The sequence below is a fragment of the Enterobacter sp. HG048 genome (assembly GCF_024702055.1).
In the GTDB taxonomy this organism is placed as follows: Bacteria; Pseudomonadota; Gammaproteobacteria; order Enterobacterales; family Enterobacteriaceae; genus Enterobacter; species Enterobacter dykesii.
In genome coordinates, this window is record NZ_JANLIZ010000004.1 from 84,512 (window position 1) to 110,689 (window position 26,178).

At 56.6% G+C, this 26,178-nt stretch carries 29 protein-coding genes; 23 read left to right on the top strand and 6 right to left on the bottom strand.

Features of this window, described 5'->3' with window-relative positions:
• Positions 1-111 precede the first annotated feature (111 nt).
• From pdxB to hisP, 15 genes are all read left to right on the top strand, one after another.
• Positions 112-1,248 carry a 4-phosphoerythronate dehydrogenase PdxB gene (pdxB, locus tag NUX24_RS07395; protein WP_257830638.1) on the top strand — a complete coding sequence of 379 codons (1,137 nt, stop codon included), beginning with the start codon at positions 112-114 and terminating at the stop codon, positions 1,246-1,248.
• 67 nt (positions 1,249-1,315) lie between these two features.
• Entirely contained in the window at positions 1,316-2,329 is a 1,014-nt protein-coding gene (locus tag NUX24_RS07400; RefSeq protein ID WP_047652582.1) for an aspartate-semialdehyde dehydrogenase, read from the top strand.
• Complete coding sequence (gene truA / locus NUX24_RS07405) at positions 2,329-3,141, top strand: tRNA pseudouridine(38-40) synthase TruA (RefSeq protein WP_008502600.1); 813 nt, start codon at positions 2,329-2,331, stop codon at positions 3,139-3,141. The genes NUX24_RS07400 and truA overlap by 1 nt, the downstream gene beginning before the upstream one ends.
• Before the next feature lie 28 nt (positions 3,142-3,169).
• Positions 3,170-3,829 (top strand): DedA family protein, encoded by a 660-nt coding sequence (locus tag NUX24_RS07410; RefSeq protein WP_039263236.1) that lies wholly within the window; start codon positions 3,170-3,172, stop codon positions 3,827-3,829.
• A gap of 154 nt (positions 3,830-3,983) precedes the next feature.
• Positions 3,984-4,889 carry an acetyl-CoA carboxylase, carboxyltransferase subunit beta gene (gene accD, locus NUX24_RS07415; protein WP_003861408.1) on the top strand — a complete coding sequence of 302 codons (906 nt, stop codon included), beginning with the start codon at positions 3,984-3,986 and terminating at the stop codon, positions 4,887-4,889.
• Between the two features lie 70 nt (positions 4,890-4,959).
• Positions 4,960-6,228 carry a bifunctional tetrahydrofolate synthase/dihydrofolate synthase gene (gene folC, locus NUX24_RS07420; protein WP_257830644.1) on the top strand — a complete coding sequence of 423 codons (1,269 nt, stop codon included), beginning with the start codon at positions 4,960-4,962 and terminating at the stop codon, positions 6,226-6,228.
• A complete protein-coding gene (dedD, locus tag NUX24_RS07425; protein ID WP_257830646.1) occupies positions 6,218-6,916 on the top strand; it encodes a cell division protein DedD in 699 nt (232 codons plus the stop codon). The genes folC and dedD overlap by 11 nt, the downstream gene beginning before the upstream one ends.
• Positions 6,917-7,081: 165 nt before the next feature.
• Positions 7,082-7,570 carry a colicin V production protein gene (gene cvpA, locus NUX24_RS07430; RefSeq protein WP_000262116.1) on the top strand — a complete coding sequence of 163 codons (489 nt, stop codon included), beginning with the start codon at positions 7,082-7,084 and terminating at the stop codon, positions 7,568-7,570.
• A 33-nt stretch (positions 7,571-7,603) separates the two neighbouring features.
• On the top strand, positions 7,604-9,121 hold the full coding sequence (gene purF, locus NUX24_RS07435; protein ID WP_021241570.1) for an amidophosphoribosyltransferase: 1,518 nt from the start codon (positions 7,604-7,606) through the stop codon (positions 9,119-9,121).
• 89 nt (positions 9,122-9,210) lie between these two features.
• Positions 9,211-9,780 carry a UbiX family flavin prenyltransferase gene (locus tag NUX24_RS07440; RefSeq protein ID WP_214576760.1) on the top strand — a complete coding sequence of 190 codons (570 nt, stop codon included), beginning with the start codon at positions 9,211-9,213 and terminating at the stop codon, positions 9,778-9,780.
• A 291-nt stretch (positions 9,781-10,071) separates the two neighbouring features.
• Positions 10,072-10,854 (top strand): lysine/arginine/ornithine ABC transporter substrate-binding protein ArgT, encoded by a 783-nt coding sequence (argT, locus tag NUX24_RS07445; protein WP_193806068.1) that lies wholly within the window; start codon positions 10,072-10,074, stop codon positions 10,852-10,854.
• 226 nt (positions 10,855-11,080) lie between these two features.
• Positions 11,081-11,863 (top strand): histidine ABC transporter substrate-binding protein HisJ, encoded by a 783-nt coding sequence (gene hisJ / locus NUX24_RS07450; RefSeq protein WP_023336423.1) that lies wholly within the window; start codon positions 11,081-11,083, stop codon positions 11,861-11,863.
• 88 nt (positions 11,864-11,951) lie between these two features.
• Entirely contained in the window at positions 11,952-12,638 is a 687-nt protein-coding gene (locus tag NUX24_RS07455; protein ID WP_023336422.1) for a histidine ABC transporter permease HisQ, read from the top strand.
• A complete protein-coding gene (locus NUX24_RS07460; protein WP_008502590.1) occupies positions 12,635-13,351 on the top strand; it encodes an ABC transporter permease in 717 nt (238 codons plus the stop codon). The genes NUX24_RS07455 and NUX24_RS07460 overlap by 4 nt, the downstream gene beginning before the upstream one ends.
• 8 nt (positions 13,352-13,359) lie before the next feature.
• Positions 13,360-14,133: a histidine ABC transporter ATP-binding protein HisP gene (gene hisP / locus NUX24_RS07465; protein WP_023312558.1), complete on the top strand. Its 774-nt coding sequence runs from the start codon at positions 13,360-13,362 to the stop codon at positions 14,131-14,133.
• 36 nt (positions 14,134-14,169) lie between these two features.
• On the opposite strand, the gene NUX24_RS07470 is transcribed toward hisP, so the two are convergent.
• The 4 genes from NUX24_RS07470 to yfcG form a co-directional block, all read right to left on the bottom strand.
• The gene (locus tag NUX24_RS07470) at positions 14,170-14,679 is read right to left on the bottom strand and encodes a GNAT family N-acetyltransferase (RefSeq protein WP_257830653.1); all 510 of its coding nucleotides are present in this window, start codon (positions 14,677-14,679) and stop codon (positions 14,170-14,172) included.
• Positions 14,680-14,723: 44 nt separating this feature from the next.
• Positions 14,724-15,617, bottom strand: a complete 894-nt coding sequence (locus tag NUX24_RS07475; protein WP_257830655.1) for a TIGR01777 family oxidoreductase — start codon at positions 15,615-15,617, stop codon at positions 14,724-14,726.
• A gap of 13 nt (positions 15,618-15,630) precedes the next feature.
• Positions 15,631-15,999, bottom strand: coding sequence for a dihydroneopterin triphosphate 2'-epimerase (folX, locus tag NUX24_RS07480; protein WP_023312555.1), 369 nt, complete (start codon positions 15,997-15,999; stop codon positions 15,631-15,633).
• Positions 16,000-16,074: 75 nt separating this feature from the next.
• Entirely contained in the window at positions 16,075-16,704 is a 630-nt protein-coding gene (yfcG, locus tag NUX24_RS07485; protein ID WP_008502585.1) for a GSH-dependent disulfide bond oxidoreductase, read from the bottom strand.
• A 140-nt stretch (positions 16,705-16,844) separates the two neighbouring features.
• Between yfcG and yfcF the strand changes: the two genes are divergently transcribed.
• From yfcF to yfcD, 3 genes are read left to right on the top strand one after another with little or no spacing between them, the layout of a single operon-like run.
• Entirely contained in the window at positions 16,845-17,489 is a 645-nt protein-coding gene (yfcF, locus tag NUX24_RS07490) for a glutathione transferase (protein WP_257830658.1), read from the top strand.
• Between the two features lie 56 nt (positions 17,490-17,545).
• A complete protein-coding gene (gene yfcE, locus NUX24_RS07495; RefSeq protein ID WP_257830660.1) occupies positions 17,546-18,097 on the top strand; it encodes a phosphodiesterase in 552 nt (183 codons plus the stop codon).
• Between the two features lie 55 nt (positions 18,098-18,152).
• The gene (gene yfcD / locus NUX24_RS07500) at positions 18,153-18,707 is read left to right on the top strand and encodes an NUDIX hydrolase YfcD (RefSeq protein WP_023312551.1); all 555 of its coding nucleotides are present in this window, start codon (positions 18,153-18,155) and stop codon (positions 18,705-18,707) included.
• 3 nt (positions 18,708-18,710) lie between these two features.
• Here yfcD and NUX24_RS07505 read toward each other — a convergent pair whose 3' ends face one another.
• Complete coding sequence (locus NUX24_RS07505; protein WP_029741925.1) at positions 18,711-19,730, bottom strand: LacI family DNA-binding transcriptional regulator; 1,020 nt, start codon at positions 19,728-19,730, stop codon at positions 18,711-18,713.
• 234 nt (positions 19,731-19,964) lie between these two features.
• On the opposite strand from NUX24_RS07505, the gene NUX24_RS07510 reads away from it, so the two are divergent.
• The 5 genes from NUX24_RS07510 (at position 19,965) to NUX24_RS07530 (ending at position 23,947) form a co-directional block, all read left to right on the top strand.
• The gene (locus NUX24_RS07510; RefSeq protein ID WP_047060619.1) at positions 19,965-20,408 is read left to right on the top strand and encodes a PTS sugar transporter subunit IIA; all 444 of its coding nucleotides are present in this window, start codon (positions 19,965-19,967) and stop codon (positions 20,406-20,408) included.
• Between the two features lie 80 nt (positions 20,409-20,488).
• Entirely contained in the window at positions 20,489-20,761 is a 273-nt protein-coding gene (locus NUX24_RS07515) for a PTS sugar transporter subunit IIB (RefSeq protein WP_023336413.1), read from the top strand.
• Positions 20,762-20,782: 21 nt separating this feature from the next.
• Complete coding sequence (locus NUX24_RS07520) at positions 20,783-22,174, top strand: PTS ascorbate transporter subunit IIC (RefSeq protein ID WP_257830666.1); 1,392 nt, start codon at positions 20,783-20,785, stop codon at positions 22,172-22,174.
• Positions 22,171-23,001 carry a transketolase gene (locus NUX24_RS07525; RefSeq protein WP_257830668.1) on the top strand — a complete coding sequence of 277 codons (831 nt, stop codon included), beginning with the start codon at positions 22,171-22,173 and terminating at the stop codon, positions 22,999-23,001. Before NUX24_RS07520 ends, NUX24_RS07525 begins: the two co-directional genes overlap by 4 nt.
• Complete coding sequence (locus NUX24_RS07530) at positions 22,994-23,947, top strand: transketolase family protein (protein ID WP_023312546.1); 954 nt, start codon at positions 22,994-22,996, stop codon at positions 23,945-23,947. Before NUX24_RS07525 ends, NUX24_RS07530 begins: the two co-directional genes overlap by 8 nt.
• Before the next feature lie 74 nt (positions 23,948-24,021).
• On the opposite strand, the gene pta is transcribed toward NUX24_RS07530, so the two are convergent.
• Complete coding sequence (pta, locus tag NUX24_RS07535) at positions 24,022-26,163, bottom strand: phosphate acetyltransferase (RefSeq protein WP_047652569.1); 2,142 nt, start codon at positions 26,161-26,163, stop codon at positions 24,022-24,024.
• Positions 26,164-26,178: the final 15 nt, after the last annotated feature.

A 26,178-nucleotide genomic window follows, 5' to 3' on the forward strand; every position in this document is an offset into this window, starting at 1 on the left:
TCAAAAATCCTTAAAGTCAAAACTCAGCGTAAACCTGGCGAACGTATATGCCTGGCGGCCAGATTATGGCACACTTGGCAGGTTTTCTTCCTCTCAAACAGGTACTCAGACGTGAAAATCCTCGTTGATGAAAATATGCCTTATGCCCGTGAGCTGTTTAGCCGCCTGGGTAACGTTAAGGCTGTCCCTGGTCGCCCGATCCCGGTCAACGAACTGGATGACGCCGACGCGCTGATGGTGCGCTCGGTGACCAAAGTAAATGAGGCGTTGCTCGCCGGTAAGGCAGTTAAGTTCGTTGGGACCGCAACGGCAGGGACCGATCATGTGGATGAGCAATGGCTGAAGCTGGCCGGAATCGGTTTTTCCGCCGCGCCGGGCTGTAACGCCATAGCCGTCGTGGAATACGTCTTCTCCTCGCTGCTGATGCTGGCCGAACGCGACGGTTTTGCCCTAAAAGACCGCACCGTGGGGATTGTCGGCGTGGGTAACGTCGGCGGGCGCCTGCAAAAGCGCCTTGAAGCCTTAGGGATCCGCACGCTGCTGTGCGATCCGCCGCGTAAAGACAACGGTGATGACGGCGATTTCCGCTCGCTGGATGAGCTGGTCGAACAGTGTGACGTGCTGACTTTCCACACGCCGCTGTTTAAAGAGGGGCCGTATAAGTCGCTGCATCTTGCCGACGAGGCGCTGATCCGTCGTCTGAAGGCTGGCACTATTCTGATAAATGCCTGCCGTGGTCCGGTGGTAGATAACGCCGCGCTGCTGACGTGTCTGAACGAAGGACAAGACCTCAGCGTGGTGCTGGACGTCTGGGAGCCGGAGCCGGATCTCAACGTTGAACTGCTTAACAAGGTGGACGTGGGCACGGCGCATATCGCTGGTTACACCCTCGAGGGGAAAGCGCGCGGCACGACGCAGGTCTTCGAAGCCTTCAGCGCTTTTATTGGCCATCCGCAGCAGGTGGCGCTGGATACCTTACTCCCCGCGCCTGAATTTGGCCGCATTACCCTGCACGGCCCGCTCGATCAGGCAACGCTGAAAAGGCTGGTGCATTTGGTGTATGATGTGCGCCGCGATGATGCGCTGCTGCGTAAAGTGGCGGGGATCCCGGGTGAGTTTGATAAGCTGCGCAAGAACTACGTTGAGCGCCGCGAGTGGTCTTCCCTGTATGTAATGTGCGACGACGCGTCGGCGGCGACGCTGCTGCATAAGCTGGGATTTAACGCCGTTCATCACCCGGCGCATTAATGTCTTCTTAATGCTCCCTGTCGGATACTCCGACAGGGACGCTTTTTTATTTCTGGAGTAAACCACCATGTCTGAAGGCTGGAACATTGCCATTTTAGGTGCCACGGGTGCCGTGGGCGAAGCCCTGCTCGAAACCCTTGCTGAGCGTCAGTTCCCGGTGGGCGATATCTATGCGCTGGCCCGTACCGACAGCGCAGGTGAGCATCTGCGTTTTAACGGTAAATCCGTCATGGTTCAGGACGCGGCCGCGTTCGACTGGACGCAGGCGCAGCTGGCGTTTTTCGCCGCGGGCGCAGAAGCCACTGCGGCGTATGTTGAAGAGGCGACTAACGCAGGCTGCCTGGTGATCGACCTGAGCGGTCTGTTCTCAATGGAGCCGGATGTGCCGCTGGTGGTGCCGGACGTGAACCCGTTTGTGCTGGCTGACTACCGCAACCGTAACGTCATTGCGGTGCCGAACAGCCTCACCAGCCAGCTGCTGACCGCCCTGAAACCGCTGATCGACGACGGCGGCCTGTCGCGCATTTCCGTCACCAGCCTGCTGTCCGCGTCCGCTAACGGCAAAAAGGCCGTTGACGCGCTGGCCGGGCAGAGCGCGAAGCTGCTGAACGGTATCCCGATTGACGAAGATGATTTCTTTGGCCGCCAGCTGGCGTTCAACATGCTGCCGCTGCTGCCGGATCGCGAGGGCTCCGTGCGCGAAGAGCGCCGTATCGTCGATGAAGTGCGTAAAATTCTGCAGGACGATGGCCTGACGATCTCCGCGAGCGTCGTGCAGTCTCCGGTCTTCTACGGCCACGCGCAGATGGTCGGCTTTGAAGCTCTCCGTCCGCTGGCGGCAGAAGAGGCGCGCGACGCGTTTGGCCGCGGTGACGACATCGTGCTCTCTGAAGAGAGCGAGTTCCCGACGCAGGTTGGTGATGCCACCGGTAGCGCGCATCTTTCCGTTGGCTGCGTGCGTAACGATTACGGGATGCCGGAGCAGGTTCAGTTCTGGTCCGTTGCCGATAACGTTCGCTTCGGCGGCGCGCTGATGGCGGTCAAAATCGCTGAAAAACTGGTGCAGGAGTACCTGTACTGATGTCAGACGTGGAACAAAAGCCGGTTCATAAAATTGCCCTCGGTATTGAGTACGATGGCAGTAAATATTATGGCTGGCAGCGTCAGAATGAGGTGCGCAGCGTCCAGGAAAAGCTGGAGAAAGCGCTCTCTCAGGTGGCAAACGAGCCGATTAACGTCCTGTGCGCGGGACGTACGGACGCGGGAGTTCACGGCACGGGACAGGTGGTGCACTTTGAAACCACCGCCGTGCGTAAGGATGCCGCCTGGACGCTGGGTGTAAATGCGAATTTGCCTGGTGACATTGCGGTGCGTTGGGTAAAAGCTGTGCCGGATGATTTTCACGCGCGCTTCAGCGCCACGGCGCGTCGCTACCGTTATGTCATCTACAACCAGCGCCTGCGTCCTGCGGTGTTAAGCCAGGGCGTGACGCATTTTTATGAACCGCTTGATGCAGAACGTATGCATCGCGCGGCGCAGTGTCTGATTGGTGAAAATGACTTTACGTCGTTTCGTGCGGTGCAGTGTCAGTCCCGCACGCCATGGCGCAACGTCATGCACATAAACGTCAGCCGTTTTGGCGCGTATGTGGTGGTGGATATCAAAGCCAATGCCTTTGTACATCATATGGTTCGGAATATTGTGGGCAGCCTGATGGAAGTGGGTGCCGGACACCAGCCGGAGAGCTGGATTGCAGACCTGCTGGCAGCGAAGGACAGAACGCTTGCGGCAGCCACGGCGAAGGCGGAAGGATTGTATCTGGTCTCAGTAGACTATCCGGATCGATTTGACCTGCCGAAACCGCCAATGGGTCCGCTGTTTTTAGCGGACTAAACAAAGGTGCAATTAGGGCTTAGACAATATGGACGTAATACGTTTTCTGATTGATTTCATTCTGCATATTGATGTTCACCTGGCGGAGCTGGTCGCGCAGTATGGCGTCTGGGTTTACGCCATACTGTTCCTCATTTTGTTTTGTGAAACCGGTCTGGTCGTTACCCCATTCCTGCCAGGGGATTCACTGCTGTTCGTGGCCGGGGCGCTATCGGCGTTACCCACTAACGATCTGAACGTGCATCTTATGGTTGTGCTGATGGTGATTGCCGCCATTGTCGGTGATGCGGTCAACTATACGATTGGACGAGTGTTCGGTGAACGGCTTTTCAGCAATCCTGATTCCAAAATTTTCCGTCGCAGCTATTTAGATAAAACCCATGCGTTTTATGAACGCCATGGCGGTAAAACCATTATCCTTGCGCGTTTTGTGCCTATTGTGCGCACATTTGCACCGTTTGTGGCGGGAATGGGGCATATGTCCTATCGTCATTTTGCGGCATACAACGTGGTTGGCGCGCTGCTGTGGGTACTGCTGTTTACCTACGCAGGCTATCTGTTTGGCGATCTCCCGGTGGTGCAGGAAAACCTTAAGTTACTGATTGTAGCGATTATTGTGCTTTCCGTACTGCCTGGCGTTATCGAAATCATTCGTCACAAACGTGCGGCGGCAAAACAAGCGAAGTAAATGCACACTGGCGGTTCGACCACTTTTTTATCCAAAGTTTCGGGCTGTTATGTTTTAATGTGCAACATTCATGGTCTGTTGGAGGCAAAAATGGCATTATTCGCCTCTTATAGCAAAACTGGCATACGACCAGGTTCAGGCAGAAAGGTTATCAATGAGCTGGATTGAACGAATTAAAAGCAACATTACCCCAACGCGCAAAGCGAGCATTCCTGAAGGGGTATGGACGAAGTGTGATAGCTGCGGTCAGGTTCTTTATCGCGCAGAGCTGGAGCGCAACCTTGAGGTGTGTCCGAAGTGTGACCACCATATGCGTATGTCGGCGCGCAACCGCCTGCATAGCCTGCTGGACGAAGGCTCTCTGGTAGAGCTGGGTAGCGAACTCGAGCCAAAAGACGTGCTGAAGTTCCGCGATTCCAAAAAATACAAAGATCGTCTGGCCTCTGCACAGAAAGAGACCGGCGAGAAAGACGCGCTGATCGTCATGAAAGGCACCCTGCATGAGATGCCGGTTGTCGCCGCTGCCTTTGAGTTCTCCTTTATGGGCGGCTCAATGGGCTCCGTGGTCGGTGCGCGCTTCGTGCGTGCCGTTGAGCAGGCGCTGGAAGACAACTGTCCGCTGATCTGCTTCTCTGCCTCCGGCGGCGCGCGTATGCAGGAAGCGCTGATGTCGCTGATGCAGATGGCGAAAACCTCTGCTGCGCTGGCGAAAATGCAGGAGCGCGGTCTTCCGTACATCTCCGTGCTGACCGACCCAACCATGGGCGGCGTCTCCGCGAGCTTCGCGATGCTGGGCGACCTGAACATCGCTGAGCCAAAAGCGCTGATCGGCTTTGCGGGTCCTCGCGTTATCGAGCAAACCGTTCGTGAAAAGCTGCCGCCGGGCTTCCAGCGCAGTGAGTTCCTCATTGAGAAAGGCGCTATCGATATGATCGTCCGCCGTCCGGAAATGCGCCTGAAGCTGGCGAGCATCCTGGCGAAGCTGATGAATCTGCCAGCGCCGAACCCGGATGAGCCGCGCGAAGGCGTGGTGGTACCGGATCAGGAACCCGAGGCCTGATAACTGAAAAGGGCAGGGCCGGTTGGCGCTGCCCTTTTGCTTTCTAATCTGTTAATGACAACCGGGCATTATGGAAAATAAAAGCATTCCCCAAGCCACGTCGCCCCTGGCCGCGTGGCTTTCTTATCTGGAAAACCTGCACAGTAAAACCATCGATATGGGGCTTGAGCGCGTAAGCCAGGTCGCCGCGCGTCTTGATGTGCTCAAACCGGCACCTTTTGTGTTTACCGTCGCGGGCACCAACGGTAAAGGCACCACCTGCCGCACGCTGGAATCTGTCCTGATGGCTGCGGGTTACAGAGTAGGCGTGTACAGCTCTCCACACCTGGTCCGCTACACCGAGCGGGTTCGCGTGCAGAACAGCGAGCTGCCGGAATCGGCGCATACGGCGTCGTTCGCGGAAATTGAAGCCGCGCGCGGTGAGATCTCATTAACCTATTTTGAATACGGTACGCTTTCCGCGCTGTGGCTGTTTAGGCAGGCGCAGCTGGATGTGGTGATCCTTGAGGTTGGCCTCGGCGGACGTCTTGATGCGACCAATATGGTGGATGCGGACGTGGCGGTGGTCACCAGCATCGCGCTGGACCATATCGACTGGCTGGGGCCGGATCGTGAAAGCATTGGCCGCGAGAAGGCCGGTATTTTCCGGGCGAATAAACCTGCCGTGGTCGGCGAGCCGGACATGCCGCACACCATTGCTGACGTGGCAAACGAGAAGGGCGCGCGTCTGCTGCGCCGCGGCGTTGACTGGCAGTATGAGGTTCAGGATAACGGCTGGCGCTTCAGCGATGGTCAGGGCACGCTTGACAACCTGCCGCTGCCGCAGGTGCCGCAGCCGAACGCGGCAACCGCGCTGGCGGCACTGCGCGCCAGTGGATTAGCGGTCAGCGAGCAGGCTATCCGCGACGGCATTCAGAGCGCAATTCTGCCCGGGCGTTTCCAGATTGTCAGCGAGTCACCGCGCCTGATTCTGGACGTGGCGCATAACCCGCATGCGGCGGCGTATCTCGCGGGACGTCTCAAATCGTTACCAAAAACCGGGCGCGTGCTGGCGGTTATCGGTATGCTTCATGATAAAGATATCGGCGGGACGCTGGCCTGCATGGAGAGTGTGGTCGATAGCTGGTATTGTGCTCCTCTGGAGGGGCCGCGCGGCGCGGCGGCTGAGCAGCTGATGGAACATCTCGGCAAAGGCGCAATCTACAGTAGCGTGGCTCATGCCTGGCATGCCGCGATGGCGGATGCTAAACCAGAAGATACCGTGCTGGTGTGTGGTTCATTCCACACGGTGGCACATGTCATGGAAGTGATGGACGCGGGGAGAACCGGTGGCGAGTAAGTTTCAGAACCGTTTAACAGGAACCATTGTGCTGGTCGCGCTCGGGGTGATTATTCTCCCCGGGCTGCTCGACGGGCAGAAAAAGCATTATCAGGATGAGTTTGCCGCTATTCCGCTGGTGCCGAAGCCGGGTGACCGCGATGAGCCGGATATGCTGCCTGCGGCGACGCAGGCGCTGCCTGCCCAGCCGCCGGAAGGGGCGGCGGAAGAGGTGCGGGCAGGCGATGCAGCCGCACCGTCGCTCGATCCGTCTCGCCTGGCGGCAGCGAGCAGCAGCGATATCGATCCGTTGCCGGTAGAGCAGCCTAAACCTGTGGAAAAACAGAAGCCGGTTGAGAAGCCGCAGCCGAAACCCCAGCAACAGCCACAGCGGGATAAAGCAGCGGAGCAGCTGGCTGCCGCATCAGAAACCCCTCCGCCGGCAAAACAGGACGCGGCACCGACCGGAAAAGCGTACGTTGTGCAGCTCGGCGCGCTGAAAAACGCCGACAAAGTTAACGAGGTGGTGAGCAAACTGCGCAGTGCGGGATATCGTGTTTACACTTCACCTTCCACGCCGGTGCAGGGTAAAATTACCCGCATCCTCGTGGGGCCAGAAGCGTCCAAAGATAAGCTTAAAGGTTCGCTGGGCGAGCTGAAGCAGATCTCCGGCCTGAGCGGCGTGGTGATGGGCTACAGCGCGAACTAAGTACGACCTGCTCCTTAAAGAGAGAGGCGATAAGCCACGGCGTTGAACATTTTTTCAGCGCCTTTTTTATTTACGCGCGGGAAGGAAATCCCTACGCAAACGTTTTCTTTTTCTGTTAGAATTCGCCCCGAACTGGATGACAGGGCGTTTAATCGTGGGACACATATGGTCTGGATTGATTACGCCATCATTGCGGTGATTGGTTTTTCCTGTCTGGTTAGCCTGATCCGTGGCTTTGTTCGTGAAGCGTTATCGCTGGTGACTTGGGGTTGTGCTTTCTTTGTCGCCAGTCATTACTACACTTACCTGTCTGTCTGGTTCACGGGCTTTGAAGATGAACTGGTCCGAAATGGAATCGCTATCGCGGTGCTGTTTATCGCAACGCTGATTGTCGGCGCTATCGTGAATTACGTGATAGGTCAGCTGGTCGAGAAAACCGGTCTGTCAGGAACGGACAGGGTACTCGGGATCTGTTTCGGGGCGTTGCGAGGCGTGCTGATTGTGGCCGCGATCCTGTTCTTCCTGGATACCTTTACCGGGTTCTCCAAAAGTGAAGACTGGCAGAAATCGCAGCTCATTCCAGAGTTCAGCTTCATCATCAGATGGTTCTTTGACTATCTGCAAAGCTCGTCGAGTTTTTTGCCCAGGGCATAAACCCTGAGATGTGGCTTAACGAGGAAAAGACGAATGTGCGGTATTGTCGGTATCGCCGGTTTCATGCCGGTAAACCAGTCGATTTATGACGCGTTAACGGTGCTTCAGCACCGTGGGCAGGATGCTGCGGGTATCATCACCATTGATGCAAACAACTGCTTCCGTTTACGCAAGGCGAATGGCCTGGTGAACGATGTGTTTGAAGCCCGCCATATGCAGCGTCTGCAAGGTAATATGGGGATCGGTCACGTTCGTTATCCTACTGCTGGCAGTTCCAGCGCCTCTGAGGCACAGCCTTTCTACGTCAACTCACCGTATGGCATCACCCTTGCTCATAACGGCAACCTGACCAACGCGCATGAGCTGCGTAAAAAGCTGTTCGAAGAGAAACGTCGCCACATTAACACCACCTCTGATTCTGAAATTCTGCTCAATGTGTTCGCCAGCGAGCTGGATAACTTCCGCCACTACCCGCTGGAAGCAGACAACATCTTTGCTGCCATTGCTGCGACCAACCGCCAGATCCGCGGCGCGTATGCCTGCGTGGCGATGATCATCGGTCACGGCATGGTGGCCTTCCGCGATCCAAACGGCATTCGTCCCCTGGTGCTCGGCAAACGCGACCTCGGCGATGGCCGTACCGAATATATGGTTGCCTCTGAGAGCGTGGCGCTGGATACCCTGGGCTTTGAGTTCCTGCGCGACGTTGCGCCGGGCGAAGCGGTTTATATCACCGAGAAGGGCCAGCTGTTTACTCGCCAGTGTGCCGATAACCCGGTCAGCAACCCGTGCCTGTTTGAATACGTTTACTTTGCCCGTCCGGACTCCTTCATCGACAAGATTTCCGTCTACAGCGCGCGCGTGAACATGGGCACCAAGCTGGGCGAGAAGATTGCCCGCGAGTGGGACGATCTCGACATCGACGTGGTGATTCCTATCCCGGAAACCTCCTGCGATATCGCGCTGGAAATCGCCCGCATTCTGGACAAGCCATACCGTCAGGGCTTCGTGAAGAACCGCTACGTTGGCCGCACCTTTATCATGCCGGGCCAGCACCTGCGCCGTAAATCCGTGCGCCGCAAGCTGAACGCCAACCGCGCGGAATTCCGCGACAAGAACGTTCTGCTGGTGGATGACTCCATCGTTCGCGGCACCACCTCTGAGCAGATCATCGAGATGGCGCGCGAAGCGGGCGCGAAGAAAGTCTACCTGGCCTCTGCCGCGCCGGAGATCCGCTTCCCGAACGTGTACGGCATCGATATGCCAACCGCTAACGAGCTGATCGCTCACGGCCGTGAAGTGGATGAAATTCGCCAGATCATCGGTGCCGACGGCCTGATTTTCCAGGATCTGAACGATCTCATCGACGCGGTGCGTGCCGAGAATCCGGAAATTCAGCAGTTCGAATGCTCCGTGTTCAACGGTATTTACGTGACCAAAGACGTTGACCAGCAGTACCTCGACTATCTTGATTCGCTGCGCAACGACGATGCGAAAGCCGTCCAGCTGCAGAACGATCTCGAAAGCTTAGAGATGCACAACGAAGGTTGATGCTCCGGCAGGTGAGGGCGAATGCCCTCACTTGCAACTCCCCGCAAAATCCTGCACAGTCTGCCCTGAAATCAGTAAGGGCGAAAATCATGAAACGACTCATTGTTGGGCTTAGCGGCGCCAGCGGCGCGATTTACGGCGTACGTCTGTTACAGGTTCTGCGTAACGTGGCGGAAGTCGAGACCCATCTGGTGATGAGCCAGGCGGCGCGGCAGACCCTCTCTCTGGAAACCGATCTCTCCCTGCGCGATGTCCAGGCGCTGGCGGACGTGGTTCACGATGCCCGTGATATCGCCGCCAGCATCTCCTCAGGCTCGTTTAAAACGGCCGGCATGGTTATCCTGCCCTGTTCCATTAAAACGCTCTCCGGCATTGTGAACAGCTATACCGACACCCTGGTGACGCGCGCGGCGGATGTGGTGCTGAAGGAGCGTCGTCCTCTGGTGCTCTGCGTGCGGGAAACGCCGCTGCATCTCGGTCATCTGCGTTTAATGACCCAGGCCGCCGAACTTGGGGCCATCATCATGCCGCCGGTTCCGGCGTTTTATCATCGCCCGGCCTCGCTGGATGACGTGATTAATCAGACCGTCAACCGCGTGCTGGATCAGTTTGACATCGACCTGCCTGAAGATCTCTTCACCCGCTGGCAAGGGGCCTGAATCTGTGCACAAACAGAGTGCATGAAAAGAGACGTTGCCCTGTTTCAGGGCAATTATGCAACGGCGATCATATCCTCGACATTTAATTCGTTTTTTCCCTTTTTCTCTTTCCGGTTCGTTCGGCAGACCTGCTATCTTTCACCATTAAGGCAATATCGCAACGTTTTATTAACATATTTAACGTCGAAGTTTTGACCAGACGGCAATGTGGCATAAGACCTGCAAGATGAAGCCTGCAACACAACACACTACACAATACATAATAAAATCACGGTACTTGAGGGTAAATGTATGAAGAAGACGGTTCTGGCTCTGTCTTTGCTCGTGGGGTTAAGTGCGGCAGCAGGTAGCTACGCAGCGCTTCCACAGACGGTTCGTATCGGTACAGACGCAACCTACGCGCCATTCTCTTCCAAGGATGCGAAAGGCGATTTCGTGGGGTTTGATATCGATCTGGGAAATGAAATGTGCAAACGCATTGCTGTGAAATGCACATGGGTGGGCAGCGACTTTGACGCGTTAATCCCGTCGCTGAAAGCCAAGAAAATCGATGCCATTATCTCTTCTCTCTCCATCACCGAAAAACGCCAGCAGGAGATTGCCTTCTCTGACAAGCTCTACGCTGCGGATTCGCGTCTGATTGCCGCGAAAGGTTCCCCGATTAAGCCCACCATCGACTCGCTGAAAGGCAAACACGTCGGCGTGCTTCAGGGATCGACGCAGGAAGGTTATGCCAATGCGACCTGGCGTGAGAAGGGCGTAGACGTGGTGGCTTACCAGAACCAGGATCTGATTTACTCTGACCTGGCCGCAGGCCGTCTGGATGCGGCATTCCAGGATGAAGTCGCCGCGAGCGAAGGCTTCCTGAAACAGCCTGCGGGTAAAGACTATGCATTTGCTGGCCCGTCGGTAAAAGACAAAAAATACTTTGGTGACGGCACCGGTATTGGCCTGCGCAAGGATGATACCGAGCTGAAAGCCGCCTTCGACAAAGCCTTTGCAGAGCTGCGTAAAGACGGTACTTACGACAAACTGGCGAAGAAATACTTCGACTTCAACGTATACGGTGAATAATACCTGACGCTAACGCACCAAAAAGGTGCATTACGGGAGCGGTTGACCCAGTACGGTGCATGTGTTGCACCGTATTGGATCGCTTTGTGCATACTTACGCATTTATAATGCAAAAATTCCCGCCTGAAAGGCATTAATCTTTGCCTGACTGAGGGGATTAATGGCACATTAGCACCACCCCGTCGTCGTAAAAATCCCGTATGAAGACAGTTTGTTGAGGATAAATATGAAAAAACTCGTGTTGTCACTATCTCTGGTACTGGCCTTTTCCAGCGCCACCGCGGCATTCGCAGCCATTCCGCAGAAAATCCGAATTGGTACCGATCCAACCTATGCGCCGTTCGAATCGAAGAATTCAAAGGGTGAACTGGTCGGTTTTGACATCGATCTGGCCAATGAGCTGTGCAAACGCATCAAAGCACAGTGTACCTACGTTGAGAACCCGCTGGATGCGCTGATCCCGTCCCTGAAAGCGAAAAAAATCGACGTGATCATGTCCTCACTCTCCATCACCGAAAAACGCCAGCAGGAGATTGCCTTCACCGACAAACTCTACGCGGCCGATTCTCGTCTTGTAGTGGCTAAAGCTTCTGACATTCAGCCAACGCTGGAGTCGCTGAAAGGCAAACGCGTCGGCGTGCTGCAGGGCACCACGCAGGAAACCTACGGCAACGAACACTGGGCACCGAAGGGAATTGAAATCGTCTCCTATCAGGGCCAGGAAAATATCTACGCTGACCTGACGGCAGGCCGAATTGATGCGGCATTCCAGGATGAAGTCGCGGCAAGCGAAGGCTTCCTGAAAACGCCGGTGGGTAAAGATTACAAGTTTGGCGGCCCGTCAATTAAGGACGTGAAGTTGTTTGGTGTGGGCACCGGCATGGGCCTGCGCAAAGAAGACAACGAGCTGCGTGAGGCGCTGAACAAAGCGTTCGCTGAAATGCGCGCTGACGGTACCTACGACAAACTGGCGAAAAAGTACTTTGATTTTAATGTTTACGGTGGCTAATCGCCCCGTCATATAACGTGCGGCCCCTCCCGCTGCGGGAGGGGAAAAGACACGGTTCCACCACTCACGATACGACAGGGCTCGCGGTATGCTGTACGGATTTTCTGGCGTTATTTTACAGGGCGCGCTTGTCACCCTTGAGCTGGCTATCAGCTCCGTGGTGCTGGCGGTGCTGATAGGTCTGGCAGGCGCAGGGGCGAAGCTTTCAGCTAACAAACCGCTGGCGCTCATATTTGAAGGCTACACCACGCTTATTCGCGGCGTTCCCGATCTGGTGCTAATGCTGCTTATCTTTTACGGTCTGCAGATTGCGCTGAACAGCGTAACGGACGCGATGGGCATGGGACAAATTGATATCGACCCGATGGTGGCCGGTATTATTACCCTCGGTTTTATCTACGGTGCCTACTTCACCGAAACCTTCCGCGGTGCCTACATGGCCGTGCCGAAAGGACACATTGAGGCGGCAACCGCATTTGGTTTTACCTCTTCACAAACGTTTCGTCGGATTATGTTCCCGGCCATGATGCGCTATGCGCTGCCGGGTATCGGCAACAACTGGCAGGTTATCCTCAAAGCGACAGCGCTGGTCTCGCTGCTCGGTCTGGAAGACGTCGTAAAAGCAACTCAGCTGGCGGGCAAGAGCACCTGGGAGCCGTTCTACTTTGCGGTGGTCTGCGGCGTGATTTATCTGGTCTTTACGACCGCCTCCAATGGTGTGCTGCTTCTGCTCGAGCGTCGCTACTCCGTGGGTGTGAAGAGGGCTGACCTGTGATTGAGATTATTCAGGAATACTGGAAATCGCTGCTGTGGACGGATGGCTACCGCTTTACCGGCGTGGCGATTACCCTCTGGCTGCTGATCTCCTCCGTGGTGATGGGCGGTATTCTGGCGGTGTTTCTTGCCATTGGCCGCGTGTCGAACAATAAATTTATCCAGTTCCCGATCTGGCTGTTCACCTACGTGTTTCGCGGTACGCCGCTGTACGTGCAGCTGCTGGTGTTCTATTCGGGGATGTATACGCTTGAGATCGTAAAAGGCACTGAGATGCTGAACGCGTTCTTCCGCAGCGGTCTGAACTGTACGGTGCTGGCGTTGACGCTCAACACCTGCGCCTACACCACCGAGATTTTCGCCGGGGCAATTCGCTCTGTTCCTTACGGCGAGATTGAAGCGGCGCGCGCGTACGGCTTTTCCTCGGTGAAACTTTATCGCTGCATTATTCTGCCGTCGGCGCTGCGTATCGCGTTACCGGCGTACAGTAATGAAGTGATTTTGATGCTGCACTCCACCGCGCTCGCCTTTACCGCGACGGTGCCGGATCTGCTCAAAATCGCGCGCGATATTAACTCCGCGACCTATCAGCCGTTTACCGCGTTTGGCATTGCGGCGGTGCTCTATTTAATTATCTCCTATGTTTTGATTAGCCTGTTCCGTAAGGCTGAAAAACGCTGGTTGCAGCATATAAAACCTTCTTCGACGCACTGAGAAAGATGATGGCTGAGAACAAATTAAACGTTATTGATTTGCACAAACGCTACGGCGAACATGAAGTGCTGAAAGGGGTGTCGCTGCAGGCGAATGCGGGCGACGTGATCAGTATCATCGGCTCATCCGGCTCGGGTAAAAGTACCTTCCTGCGTTGCATTAACTTCCTCGAAAAGCCGAGCGAAGGCTCGATTGTGGTGAGCGGGCAGAATATTAACCTGGTCCGTGATAAAGACGGCCAGCTTAAGGTTGCGGATAAACACCAGCTGCGCCTGCTGCGTACGCGCCTGACCATGGTGTTCCAGCACTTCAACCTCTGGAGCCACATGACGGTGCTGGAGAACGTGATGGAAGCACCGATTCAGGTGCTGGGCCTGAGCAAGCAGGAAGCCCGCGAGCGCGCGGTGAAATACCTGGCGAAAGTGGGTATCGACGAGCGCCAGCAGATGAAATACCCGGTGCATCTCTCCGGCGGTCAGCAGCAGCGTGTCTCCATCGCCCGCGCGCTGGCGATGGAGCCCGAAGTGCTGCTGTTCGACGAACCGACTTCCGCGCTGGACCCTGAACTCGTCGGCGAAGTGCTGCGCATCATGCAGAAGCTGGCCGAAGAGGGCAAAACGATGGTGGTGGTGACGCACGAGATGGGCTTCGCCCGTAACGTCTCGAACCACGTTATCTTCCTGCATCAGGGGAAAATTGAAGAGCAGGGACACCCGGACGAGGTGCTGGCGAACCCGCAAAGCCCGCGCCTGCAGCAGTTCCTGAAAGGGTCTTTGAAGTAGGTTTTGCCTTTCGCCCTCTCCCAGGGGGAGAGGGCATCAAGCCGCACCGCACTCCAGCCGATACACCCAGTCGTCATAGCGCACGCCGTCAATCTCATACGCTTTTTCAAGCACCTGCGTGCGCACAAACCCGGCTTTCTCCAGCACCCGCACCGAACCGCCGTTATCTGCCAGCACGTACGCGTTAATCGCTTTCACGCTGGTCTGGTTAAACGCGTAATCGCACACCGCGCGCAGCGCCTCGCTGGCGATACCTTTCCCCTGCGCGGCAGGCACAACCGTGTAGCCGATATCGGCCTCTTCACGATTCTCAGGGCTGATTTGCAGGCCGATATCGCCAAGCGGCGTATCATCATCCCGCAAGCGAATGACAAACACGTGGGCAGCAGTGAGCCGCGCGGCAAACACGCGGCGGGTCTCTTTTTCCGGCGCGATGGCGGCCATGTAGCGCATGATGCGGCGATCTTCTCGCAGCGAGCGGAAGAAGGCCCAGTCAGTGGGTTCGAAAGGAGTGAGGTGAAGCCGGGGAGTGGTTATCGTTGCCATTGTTACGCCATATCTTCGGAACATGGCCTGTCACTGTAACATATTCACCGCACCACATCCCCCAGCGCTTCTTCTAATTCGTACCAGCGGAACGCAAAGCCGGCCGCTTCCAGCCGTTTTGGCAGCGCTCGCTGTCCGCCTAATACCAATACAGACGCTTCACCCATCATCAGGCGAATCACCGTGGCAGGCACGCGTAATATCGCCGGGCGGTGCAGGGCATGCCCCAGCGCGTGGGCAAACTGTTCATTACGTACCGGATAGGGCGCAACCATGTTAAACGGCCCGCGCAGGTCGTTATCCAGCAGCCAGAGAATCCCGTTGACCATATCGTCGATATGGATCCACGCCAGGTACTGGCGACCATTGCCGATGGGGCCGCCGAGCCCAAGCCGGAAAGGGGGAAGCATCTTCGCCAGAATGCCGCCTTTCGGCGCAAGCACGACGCCGGTCCGCAACAGGCAGACGCGGGTGCGATCGCTTTGTGCCGCGCAGGCGATACGCTCCCACTGGGCGCAGAGCTTATGGGTAAACTCGTTATGCGGCGGCTCTTCCTCGGTCACCACCACCTCGCCGAGATCGCCGTAATAGCCCACCGCTGAACCTGAAATCAGTACCGAAGGCGGCGTGTGGCTATTGCGGATCAGCTCGACCAGCTTTTCGGTAATGTTCCACCGGCTGCTGCATAACAGCTGTTTTTGCTCTTCCGTCCAGCGCTTATCGGCGATGGGTTCACCCGCGAGGTTAATGACGGCGTCGAAGCCGTCCAGATTTTGCTGCTCGACCAGATTTTTCCAGATATCGACACCCGCCCCCAGCACCTGGCGCGCTTTCTCCGGGCTGCGCGTGACCACGGTGATGTCGTGATGCAGGGCCTGCAGACGCGCAATGAGGTGACGACCAATAAGGCCCGTGCCGCCGGTCAGCAAAATCTTCATACAACCTCCAGGGTTACGCCTGGCGTCGCCAGCTTAGCGTCATGGAGACGGAATCGGCGTAGCGCAGGGCGTGAAGTTTATCGATCTCAACTTCAGCATAAGTGACCCAGTGATGTTCGCGTGCGATATCGAGCACATCCTGAGTTAATTTTTCCAGCAGAGAGAAGCGGTTATTTTCCACGTACTGGATGATATTTTTGGTGATGGTGCGGTAGTTAAGCGCGTCGTTGATGTCTTCGCTGGCCCGCGCTTTGTCTGCGGGATAGTGAATCACCACGTTAATGACAATATCCTGACGGTTGGCGATCTCTTCCTCTTTAATACCGATGAAGGTACGCAAGCGTAAATTTTTTATACGAATAATGGCGTCTGGCTGTGACATTGCAGGTCTTCTCCGTGTCAGTATTTCCTGCTCATAATACATGAGAGGCTCGCAGGCACCCAGCCTCATAGCGGGTTAAATCTGCTGGATTTTTTGCATTGCCCGCTCGGTGGCCGGCCGGGTCCGGATGCGCTCAAACCAGTTGTTCACCGCCGGGTAAGCGGCCAGGTCAATTCGGTGTTTTTCATGCGTATTCACCCACGGCCAGCAGGCGATGTCGGCAATACTGTAATGATCGCCCCCGAGCCACGGCGTTTTCTCCAGCCGACGGTTCAGAACGTCATAGAGCCGCTGCGTCTCGACCTGATAGCGCTCTATCGCGTAAGGAATGGGCTGCGGGGCGTATGCGGTAAAGTGATGATTTTGACCCAGCATGGGCCCCAGCCCGCTCGCCTGCCAGAAGAGCCATTGCAGGGTATGGTGACGCTCGCGCAGTTCGCCGCTCAGCAGTTTGCCGGTTTTCTCCGCCAGGTAGAGCAAAATTTCACCGGATTCAAACAGGCTCAGCGGTCTGCCCCCGTCCGCCGGCTGGTTATCAATAATGGCCGGGATTTTGTTATTCGGCGAGATAGCCAGAAAGAGAGGGCTGAACTGTTCGCCTTTGCTGATATCCACGCGAATGATCCTGTAATCCAGCTCGGCTTCTTCAAGAAAGAGGGTGATCTTATGGCCGTTTGGGGTAGGGGCGTAATAAAGGTCGATCATTCTCAACTCCTGTCCATGCGAAGAGTGGTGCCATGACAAATGAGTATAGGTGGTTGTTGTAAATCGTGAGTTTTCATCAAGTGACAGCGAGGCAAAGAGATTATATGTTGAGTAAAAACCGATCAGCCTATGAGGATGTTATGAACCAGCCCGTCATCACGTTGTGGTCCGATGCGAATTTCTTTTCTCCCTATGTTATGAGCGTATACGTTGCGCTGGCCGAAAAAGGGCTTACTTTTACGCTGAAGACCGTCGATCTCGACGGCGGTGAACATCTTAAACCGCAGTGGCAGGGCTACGACCTGACCCGACGCGTGCCGGTGCTGGAGGTTGATGGTTTTGCCCTGAGCGAATCGTCGGCGATCGATGAATATCTGGAAGATCGGTTTGCGCCGCCCGAGTGGGAACGCATCTATCCTCACGACCTGCAGAAACGCGCGCGGGCGCGGCAGATCCAGGCGTGGCTGCGTAGCGATCTGGTGCCGATTCGCGTGGAACGCTCGACGGACGTTGTGTTTGCCGGGGTGAAAAAGCCAGCGCTGAGCGCAGAAGGTGTAGAAAGCGCGAAGAAACTGATTGAAACCGCTACCTCGCTGCTCGCCCACGGCAACCCGAACCTGTTCGGCGAGTGGTGCATTGCCGACGCCGATCTGGCGTTGATGCTAAACCGCCTGATCCTCAACGGCGACGAGGTGCCGCAGCTGCTGGTGGATTATGCCGCGTTTCAGTGGCAGCGCGCCTCCGTGCAGCGCTATGTGGCACTCTCGGCTAAGCGCGCGGGCTGATAAGCCCTGACGCTTCAGGTATGATGGGGGCAGTCTGTTTTCCCGAGGAGTGACTGATGAAACTGATGTTTGCGTCGGATATCCATGGATCGCTGCCCGCTACCGAGCGTGTCCTCTCCCTGTTTGCACAAAGCGGCGCGCAGTGGCTGATTATTCTGGGGGATGTGCTCAACCACGGCCCGCGCAACGCGCTGCCGGAGGGCTATGCCCCGGCGCAGGTCGCGGAAAAGCTCAACCCGTACGCCTCGCGCATCATCGCCGTTCGCGGCAACTGCGACAGCGAAGTGGACCAGATGCTGCTGCATTTTCCCCTTACCGCGCCATGGCAGCAGGTGCTGCTGGAACAAAGCCGCCTGTTTCTGACGCACGGGCATCTTTTTAGCCCGGATAATCTCCCGGCCCTCGCGGCTGGCGATGTCCTGGTTTACGGTCATACTCATATTCCGGTTGCTGAAAAGCGCGGTGAGATTTATCACTTTAACCCGGGTTCGGTCAGCATACCGAAAGGCGGTTATCCAGCGAGCTATGGCATGCTGGAAGGAAATACCCTGCGCGTTATCGCACTTAATGATCAGCAAGTTATTGCGCAGGTAGCGATTAATCCGTAAGTTACACCACAACTGCAAACGCGCCGAAAGAGCGCTTAGAAGAGAAGGTTTCCCGATGGTGGAGCAGAGTCATTTGGCAAGTACAGAGTGGGTTGACATTGTCAGCGAAGAGAATGAAGTGATCGCGCAGGCCAGCCGCGAACAAATGCGTGCGGAGCGTTTACGTCACCGCGCAACGTATATCGTTGTGCATGACGGTATGGGCAAAATTCTGGTCCAGCGCCGCACGGACACCAAAGATTTTCTCCCGGGTATGCTGGATGCCACCGCAGGTGGAGTTGTCCAGGCAGATGAAGTGCTGCTGGATTCCGCGCGTCGTGAAGCGGAAGAAGAGTTAGGCATCGCCGGCGTGCCGTTTGCCGAGCACGGCCAGTTCTATTTCGAAGACGAAAACTGCCGCGTCTGGGGCGGGCTGTTTAGCTGCGTCTCCCACGGGCCGTTCGCTCTGCAGGAAGAAGAGGTGAGTGAAGTCAGCTGGATGACGCCGGAAGAGATCACCGCGCGCTGCGACGAGTTCACGCCGGATTCGTTAAAAGCGCTGGCGCTGTGGATGACCCGCAACGCCAAAAACGAATCGACCAAATCAGAGAAAGAGGAAGAGGCTGAGTAAGCGTCAGCAACTCTCTCTCAGACACAGACTGGACGCGATGGGCTTTTGATCGCGCCAGTCCCCGTCATTCAGACGCTCCAGCAACGCTTTCCCGGCTTCAATTCCAATCTTACGATGCGGCACCGCCATCGTCGTCAGCGGCGGCTGACAGACGCGGCTCACGTCGCTATCGCCAAAACCTACCACCGCCAGATCGTCCGGCACTTTGATTCGCCTGCGCTGACACTCGTACAGCGCCCCGCACGCCAGCTCGTCTGAGACGCACACCAGCGCATCCAGCTCAGGCCACGCCAGCAGGAATTCTGGCAGCTGTGCCGCGCCGGTCGAGAAGCTCGGCGGCATCGCCGCGTTAATCACCCGGTTCGGCGACATATGGTGGCGAAGCATGGCTTTGTACCAGCCCTGCAGATGCTGCTGGAAAATCCACTGCTCCTGGTTGGCGCACAGCAGGCCAATATTTTGATAGCCGCGCTTAATCACCATTTCCGTGAGTTCATACATGGCCGCTACGTTATCAATCCCGATATTCATATCGATCGGGTCGGCACGCATGGCACCCATCTCCATCACCGGAATAGAGGCGTTTTTCAGCCAGTGGCGAACGGTATCGGTATGTTCAACGCTGAGCAGGATTGCGGCGGCAATATTCGACGCCAGCAGCGTCTCCAGTAATTTCTCCTCCTGCTCCAGGCGATGCTGGGATTCTGCCAGCATGATCTGATACCCGGCAGGCTGTAGCACCTGCTGTAGCCCGGCGAACATCTCCGAGCATCCGGCTTCGGAGAGATTAGGCACCACCATAGCGATCGTCCATGACGACGCAGAGGCCAGCGCGCTGGCGGCAAGATTAGGCATATAACCCAGCTCCTGCACGGCAGCTTCAATTTTTTCTCGTAGTTTATCGGAAACCTGTTCGGGCGTGCGGAGTGCACGGGACACGGTCATCGTGCCCACACCGGCAAGCTGTGCGACATCGGCGAGTGTCACTTTACCGGTACTGCGCCGTTTTCGGGTTAGAGACATACACCTTCCTGCTGACCAGACGCGTTCTTCTTTTCCTTCGCTTCACGTGACAGGCAGTATACGCCTTAAATCCCTTTGTTTGCTGTGATTTAGCGCCGTGATTGCAATTTGATAGCGCTATCACATTTCTGCATGTTAGCGATTGGTAGCGCTATCTTTGTGATCGCGATCGCAGTCATCCAGCGATGTGTTGAATAAAGTTTGCTCATCTTTAGCGTGTAGCGGGAGTGAAAAGTGCTCAAAAAATGGATATATGATACAACCATCACGCTGCAGGATAGCGTGGAAAACTGGCCGCAGGCGCTGGAGCTGTGCGCGAAGCCGCTTCTTGATTTGCAGGTGATTGAGCCTGAATACGTCACGGCCATCATCCAGCAGCATCACACGTTAGGACCCTATTATGTGCTGGCACCAGGGCTAGCAATGCCGCATGCGCGGCCGGAGGAAGGCGCCAAAGGACTGGGGTTGTCGTTATTAAAACTAAAACAGGGCGTCTCGTTTGGTGCCGGTGAGTTTGACCCTGTCGATGTCATTATTATGCTCGCGGCACCGGACAAACATAGCCATATCGAAATGATATCCGCACTCGCAGAATTATTTTCCAGCGACGAGGATATGGAGAAACTGCATCAGGCGAATACTCTGGAGGAAATTAAAACGATTATTGACCGCTTCTGATTTAACTCTTTAATCCGATTATTCACAACATTACGCGCCAGCGTGATGGGGCGTGCTCTACTCAAAGTAAGGGGATAACAATGAAAATCATGGCTATTTGCGGCTCCGGCCTGGGCAGCAGTTTTATGGTCGAAATGAATATTAAAAAGGTGCTTAAAAAACTGGAGATTGAGGCTGAGGTTGAACACTCCGATCTCTCCTCAGCCACGCCGGGCGCAGCCGATCTTTTCGTGATGGCAAAAGACATTGCGGCCAGCGCCAGCGTGCCGGAAAGCCAGCTGGTAGTGATTAACAACATCATCGACATCAACGAACTTGAAGCGCAACTGCGCGCCTGGTTCGACAGACAATAACCCTGATAAGGCGAGGTGGATATGTTTATCCTTGAAACGCTGAATTTCGTTGTTGATATTTTAAAAGTCCCTTCGGTGCTGGTCGGTTTAATTGCGCTTATTGGTCTGGTTGCGCAGAAGAAAGCGTTTTCGGACGTGGTGAAAGGAACGATTAAAACCATTCTCGGCTTTATTGTGCTGGGCGGCGGCGCCACGGTGCTGGTGGGGTCATTAAATCCTTTGGGCGGTATGTTTGAACACGCCTTTACGATTCAGGGCATTATTCCAAACAATGAAGCCATTGTGTCCATTGCGCTCGAAAAATACGGTGCAGCGACCGCGCTGATTATGGCTTTCGGCATGGTGGCGAATATTATCGTCGCGCGCTTTACCCGCCTGAAGTATATCTTCCTGACCGGACACCACACGTTTTATATGGCGTGCATGATTGGCGTGATCCTGACGGTGGCGGGCTTTGAGGGCGTGGGGCTGGTCTTTACCGGCTCGCTGATCCTCGGCCTGATCATGGCTTTCTTCCCGGCGATTGCGCAGCGCTACATGAAGCGCATTACCGGCAACGATGAAATTGCCTTCGGCCACTTCGGCACGCTGGGCTACGTGCTGTCCGGCTGGATTGGCAGCAAGGTCGGCAAAGGCTCCCGCTCAACCGAAGAGATGAACCTGCCGAAGAACCTGAGCTTCCTGCGCGACAGCTCGATCTCCATCTCCCTGACCATGATGATTATCTACCTGATCATGGCGGTGAGCGCCGGGCGTGAGTACGTGGAGGCCACCTTCAGCGGCGGTCAGAACTACCTGGTCTACGCCATCATCATGGCGATCACCTTCGCGGCGGGTGTGTTCATTATCCTGCAGGGCGTGCGCCTGATTCTGGCGGAAATCGTTCCGGCCTTTACCGGCTTCTCGGAGAAACTGGTGCCGAACGCGCGTCCTGCGCTGGACTGCCCGGTTGTGTATCCCTATGCGCCAAACGCGGTGCTGATTGGCTTCCTGTTCAGCTTCCTCGGCGGGATTATAGGGTTGTTCATCTGCGGTCAGTTTAGCTGGGTGCTGATCCTCCCGGGCGTCGTGCCGCACTTCTTCACCGGCGCAACGGCGGGCGTGTTCGGTAACGCCACCGGCGGACGTCGCGGGGCAATGATTGGCGCCTTTGCTAACGGCCTACTGATCACCTTCCTGCCGGTCCTGCTGCTGCCGGTACTGGGCGCCATTGGCTTTGCCAACACCACCTTCTCGGACGCCGACTTTGGCGCGGTCGGGATTGTGCTCGGCAACCTGGCGCGCTTCCTTTCGCCGCTCGCCATCACCGGGCTGGTCGTGGCGCTGTTCGCGCTGCTAGTGGCGTACAACGTCTTCGCGAAAAACAAACCTGCGGGCGGTAACGCGCAGGAAAACACCGGAGCCAAATCATGAATGAGAAAGAGATAACCGAACTCGCGCGTCAGATCCGTCTTGAGACGCTGAAATCCCTGACGCAGCTGGGCTTTGGGCACTACGGTGGCAGTATGTCGGTGGTTGAAACCCTGGCCGTGCTGTACGGCGCGGTGATGAAAATCGACCCGGTGGATCCGGACTGGCCGGAGCGAGACTATTTTGTCCTGTCAAAAGGTCATGCGGGCCCGGCGCTCTACAGCACGCTGGCGATCAAGGGCTACTTCCCGGTGGAAGAGCTGAGCACCCTGAACCAGAACGGCACGCGTCTGCCAAGCCACCCGGACCGCCTGAAAACGCGCGGCGTGGACGCCACCACCGGTTCGCTGGGGCAGGGGATCTCCATCGCCGGCGGCATGGCGCTTTCGCACAGGCTGGCGGGGCGACCGAATCGCGTCTTCTGCATCGTTGGTGATGGCGAGCTGAACGAGGGGCAGTGCTGGGAAGCCTTCCAGTTTATTGCCCACCATCGCCTGAACAACCTGACGGTGTTCGTGGACTGGAACAAACAGCAGCTCGACGGCGAGCTGGACGAGATCATCAGCGCGTTCGACCTGGAGGGGAAATTCCGCGCCTTTGGCTTTGACGTTGCGACGGTGAAGGGCGACGACATCCCGAGCCTGCTGGCGGTGACGTCGCGGGTCCCGGCTGCCGACGCGCGTCCGTTAGTCGTCATCCTCGACAGCATCAAAGGGCAGGGGGTGCCGTACCTGGAACAGCTCAGCAACTCGCACCACCTGCGGTTGACCGCGGAGAGTAAAGCGGCCCTCAACGAGACGATTCGCCAACTGGAGGCTTCACATGATTAAGGTTGCACCGGCAGGAGAGAAAGACGCCGTTGAGATGCGTAAGGTCTACGCGGGCTTTGTGGCAAAGCAGATTGAGGCGGGAAGCGAGATTATCGCCCTTGAAGCGGATCTGATGAGCTCGATGGCGATGGACGGCGTGGCGCGCGATTATCCGCAGCACGTGATTAACTGCGGCATTATGGAAGCCAACGTCATCGGCACGGCAGCCGGGCTGTCGCTTACCGGACGCAAGCCGTTCGTTCACACCTTCACCGCGTTTGCCAGCCGTCGCTGCTTTGACCAGCTGTTTATGTCCCTGGACTATCAGCGTAACAACGTGAAGGTTATTGCCTCGGATGCGGGCGTGACGGCCTGCCATAACGGCGGAACGCATATGTCGTTTGAGGATATGGGCATCGTACGCGGTCTGGCGCATTCGGTGGTGCTGGAGGTGACCGACGCGGTGATGTTTGAGGACGTGCTGCGCCAGCTTATCGACCTCGAAGGCTTCTACTGGGTACGCACCATCCGTAAGCAGGCGCCGAGCGTGTATGCGCCGGGCTCAACCTTCACCATTGGTAAAGGCAACGTGCTGCGCGAAGGAACCGATATCACCCTGATTGCCAACGGCATCATGGTGGCGGAAGCGCTGGAGGCGGCGCGCCAGCTTGAGCAGGAGGGGGTAAGCGCGGCGGTCATCGACATGTTTACCCTGAAGCCTATCGACCGGATGCTGGTGAAAAACTACGCCGAGAAAACCGGTCGCATCGTCACCTGTGAAAACCACAGCATTCACAACGGCCTGGGATCGGCAGTGGCGGAGGTGCTGGTGGAAACCTGCCCGGTGCCGATGCGGCGGGTGGGCGTCAAGGAGCGTTACGGCCAGGTGGGGACACAGGATTTCCTGCAGAAGGAGTATGGCCTGACGGCGCATGACATTGTGTCGGCGGCGAGAGAGCTGCTGTAAATAAAAAAGGCGACCAATTAAGTGGTCGCCTTTTTGTTGCCCGGTAAGCGCTAGCGCCACCGGGCTTTTTAACATTACTGCTGCTGTGAAGACTGGATCGCGGTCAGCGCGATGGTGTAGACGATATCGTCAACCAGCGCGCCACGAGACAGGTCGTTCACAGGTTTGCGCATGCCCTGCAGCATTGGCCCGATGGAGATCAGGTCTGCTGAACGCTGCACCGCTTTATAGGTGGTGTTACCGGTGTTCAGATCCGGGAAGATGAACACGGTAGCGCGACCTGCAACCGGCGAGTTCGGCGCTTTAGATTTCGCAACGTCGGCCATAACGGCGGCGTCGTACTGCAGCGGGCCGTCGATCATCAGGTCAGGACGTTTTTCCTGCGCCAGACGGGTCGCTTCACGCACTTTCTCTACGTCGCTACCTGCACCAGAGGTACCGGTGGAGTAGGAGAGCATCGCTACGCGCGGTTCGATACCGAAGGCAATCGCGGAGTCCGCGGACTGGATAGCGATTTCGGCCAGCTGCTCTGCGGTTGGATCCGGGTTGATCGCGCAGTCGCCGTAAACGTAAACCTGTTCAGGCAGCAGCATGAAGAACACGGAAGAAACCAGAGAGCTGCCTGGAGCGGTTTTGATCAGCTGCAGCGGTGGACGGATGGTGTTCGCCGTGGTGTGAACCGCACCGGAAACCAGACCGTCAACTTCGTCCTGCTCAAGCATCAGCGTGCCCAGCACCACGTTGTCTTCCAGCTGTTCGCGCGCCACGGCTTCGGTCATGCCCTTGCTCTTACGCAGCTCGACCAGACGGGCAACGTAGCTTTCGCGAACCACTTCCGGGTCAACGATTTCGATGCCAGCGCCCAGCTCAACGCCCTGAGACGCCGCAACGCGGGTGATCTCATCCGGGTTACCCAGCAGCACGCAGGTCGCGATGCCGCGCTCTGCACAGATAGCAGCCGCTTTAACGGTGCGTGGTTCGTCGCCTTCAGGCAGAACAACGCGTTTGCCCGCTTTACGCGCCAGCTCGGTCAGCTGGTAACGGAATGCTGGAGGAGACAGGCGGCGGCTGCGCTCGGAGGTCGCAGTCAGGGATTCGATCCAGTCTGCGTTGATATAGCCCGCTACGTATTCCTGAACTTTCTCGATACGCTCGTGGTCATCAACCGGCACTTCAAGGTTGAAGCTCTGCAGGCTCAGGGAGGTCTGCCAGGTGTTAGTGTTCACCATGAAGACCGGCAGGCCGGTCGCGAACGCGCGCTCGCACAGCTTGCTGACGCGTGGGTCCATCTCGTAGGCACCGGTCAGCAGGATCGCACCGATTTCCACGCCATTCATCGCGGCCAGGCAGGCTGCAACCAGCACGTCAGGACGATCTGCGGAGGTCACCAGCAGGGAACCTGCGCGGAAGTGTTCCAGCATGTGCGGAATGCTGCGCGCACAGAAGGTCACGGACTTCACGCGGCGGGTGTTGATGTCGCCTTCGTTAACGATGGTAGCGTTCAGGTGACGCGCCATATCGATTGCACGGGTGGCAATCAGATCGAAGCTCCATGGCACCGCGCCCAGAACCGGAAGCGGGCTGGATCCCTGCAGCTTAGCCGGGTCAACTTTGATAACTTTCGCTTTGGAAGAGTCGTCGAAGATCTCGGACAGGTCAGGGCGAGTACGGCCCTGCTCATCCACCGGTGCGTTCAGCTTGTTCACGATCACGCCGGTGATGTTGGTGTTTTTCGCGCCGCCGAAGCTGCTGCGCGTCAGTTCGATACGCTCGTTCAGCTGCTCTGGGGTGTCGGTGCCCTGAGACATCACGAAAACGATCTCTGCGTTCAGGGTTTTCGCGATTTCAAAGTTCAGGGACTGGGCAAACTGGTGTTTGCGCGTCGGGACCAGACCTTCAACCAGCACCACTTCCGCGTCTTGCGCGTTAGCATGGTAGTTGGCGATGATCTCTTCCATCAGCACGTCTTTCTGGTTGCTGGACAGCAGAGACTCAACGTGGCTCATCTTCAGCGGTTCAGCCGCCGGCAGATTGGAGTTCTTGCGAACGATGGTGGTGGTCTGGTCTGGCGCATCGCCACCGGCACGTGGCTGGGCGATTGGCTTAAAGACGCTCAGACGAACGCCTTTGCGTTCCATAGCACGGATAACGCCAAGGCTGACGCTGGTCAGGCCGACGCTGGTTCCGGTAGGGATCAGCATAATAGTACGGGACACGGTTTATCCTCTTTC

Excerpts from the sequence above, each read along its gene's own strand:
- NUX24_RS07400 (WP_047652582.1), top strand. The coding sequence starts at position 1,316 with ATGTCTGAAGGCTGGAACATTGCCATTTTAGGTGCCACGGGTGCCGTG.
- truA (WP_008502600.1), top strand. The coding sequence starts at position 2,329 with ATGTCAGACGTGGAACAAAAGCCGGTTCATAAAATTGCCCTCGGTATT.
- NUX24_RS07410 (WP_039263236.1), top strand. The coding sequence starts at position 3,170 with ATGGACGTAATACGTTTTCTGATTGATTTCATTCTGCATATTGATGTT.
- accD (WP_003861408.1), top strand. The coding sequence starts at position 3,984 with ATGAGCTGGATTGAACGAATTAAAAGCAACATTACCCCAACGCGCAAA.
- folC (WP_257830644.1), top strand. The coding sequence starts at position 4,960 with ATGGAAAATAAAAGCATTCCCCAAGCCACGTCGCCCCTGGCCGCGTGG.
- cvpA (WP_000262116.1), top strand. The coding sequence starts at position 7,082 with ATGGTCTGGATTGATTACGCCATCATTGCGGTGATTGGTTTTTCCTGT.
- purF (WP_021241570.1), top strand. The coding sequence starts at position 7,604 with ATGTGCGGTATTGTCGGTATCGCCGGTTTCATGCCGGTAAACCAGTCG.
- NUX24_RS07440 (WP_214576760.1), top strand. The coding sequence starts at position 9,211 with ATGAAACGACTCATTGTTGGGCTTAGCGGCGCCAGCGGCGCGATTTAC.
- argT (WP_193806068.1), top strand. The coding sequence starts at position 10,072 with ATGAAGAAGACGGTTCTGGCTCTGTCTTTGCTCGTGGGGTTAAGTGCG.
- hisJ (WP_023336423.1), top strand. The coding sequence starts at position 11,081 with ATGAAAAAACTCGTGTTGTCACTATCTCTGGTACTGGCCTTTTCCAGC.
- NUX24_RS07455 (WP_023336422.1), top strand. The coding sequence starts at position 11,952 with ATGCTGTACGGATTTTCTGGCGTTATTTTACAGGGCGCGCTTGTCACC.
- hisP (WP_023312558.1), top strand. The coding sequence starts at position 13,360 with ATGGCTGAGAACAAATTAAACGTTATTGATTTGCACAAACGCTACGGC.
- NUX24_RS07470 (WP_257830653.1), bottom strand. The coding sequence starts at position 14,679 with ATGGCAACGATAACCACTCCCCGGCTTCACCTCACTCCTTTCGAACCC.
- NUX24_RS07475 (WP_257830655.1), bottom strand. The coding sequence starts at position 15,617 with ATGAAGATTTTGCTGACCGGCGGCACGGGCCTTATTGGTCGTCACCTC.
- folX (WP_023312555.1), bottom strand. The coding sequence starts at position 15,999 with ATGTCACAGCCAGACGCCATTATTCGTATAAAAAATTTACGCTTGCGT.
- yfcG (WP_008502585.1), bottom strand. The coding sequence starts at position 16,704 with ATGATCGACCTTTATTACGCCCCTACCCCAAACGGCCATAAGATCACC.
- yfcF (WP_257830658.1), top strand. The coding sequence starts at position 16,845 with ATGAACCAGCCCGTCATCACGTTGTGGTCCGATGCGAATTTCTTTTCT.
- yfcE (WP_257830660.1), top strand. The coding sequence starts at position 17,546 with ATGAAACTGATGTTTGCGTCGGATATCCATGGATCGCTGCCCGCTACC.
- yfcD (WP_023312551.1), top strand. The coding sequence starts at position 18,153 with ATGGTGGAGCAGAGTCATTTGGCAAGTACAGAGTGGGTTGACATTGTC.
- NUX24_RS07505 (WP_029741925.1), bottom strand. The coding sequence starts at position 19,730 with ATGTCTCTAACCCGAAAACGGCGCAGTACCGGTAAAGTGACACTCGCC.
- NUX24_RS07515 (WP_023336413.1), top strand. The coding sequence starts at position 20,489 with ATGAAAATCATGGCTATTTGCGGCTCCGGCCTGGGCAGCAGTTTTATG.
- NUX24_RS07520 (WP_257830666.1), top strand. The coding sequence starts at position 20,783 with ATGTTTATCCTTGAAACGCTGAATTTCGTTGTTGATATTTTAAAAGTC.
- NUX24_RS07525 (WP_257830668.1), top strand. The coding sequence starts at position 22,171 with ATGAATGAGAAAGAGATAACCGAACTCGCGCGTCAGATCCGTCTTGAG.
- NUX24_RS07530 (WP_023312546.1), top strand. The coding sequence starts at position 22,994 with ATGATTAAGGTTGCACCGGCAGGAGAGAAAGACGCCGTTGAGATGCGT.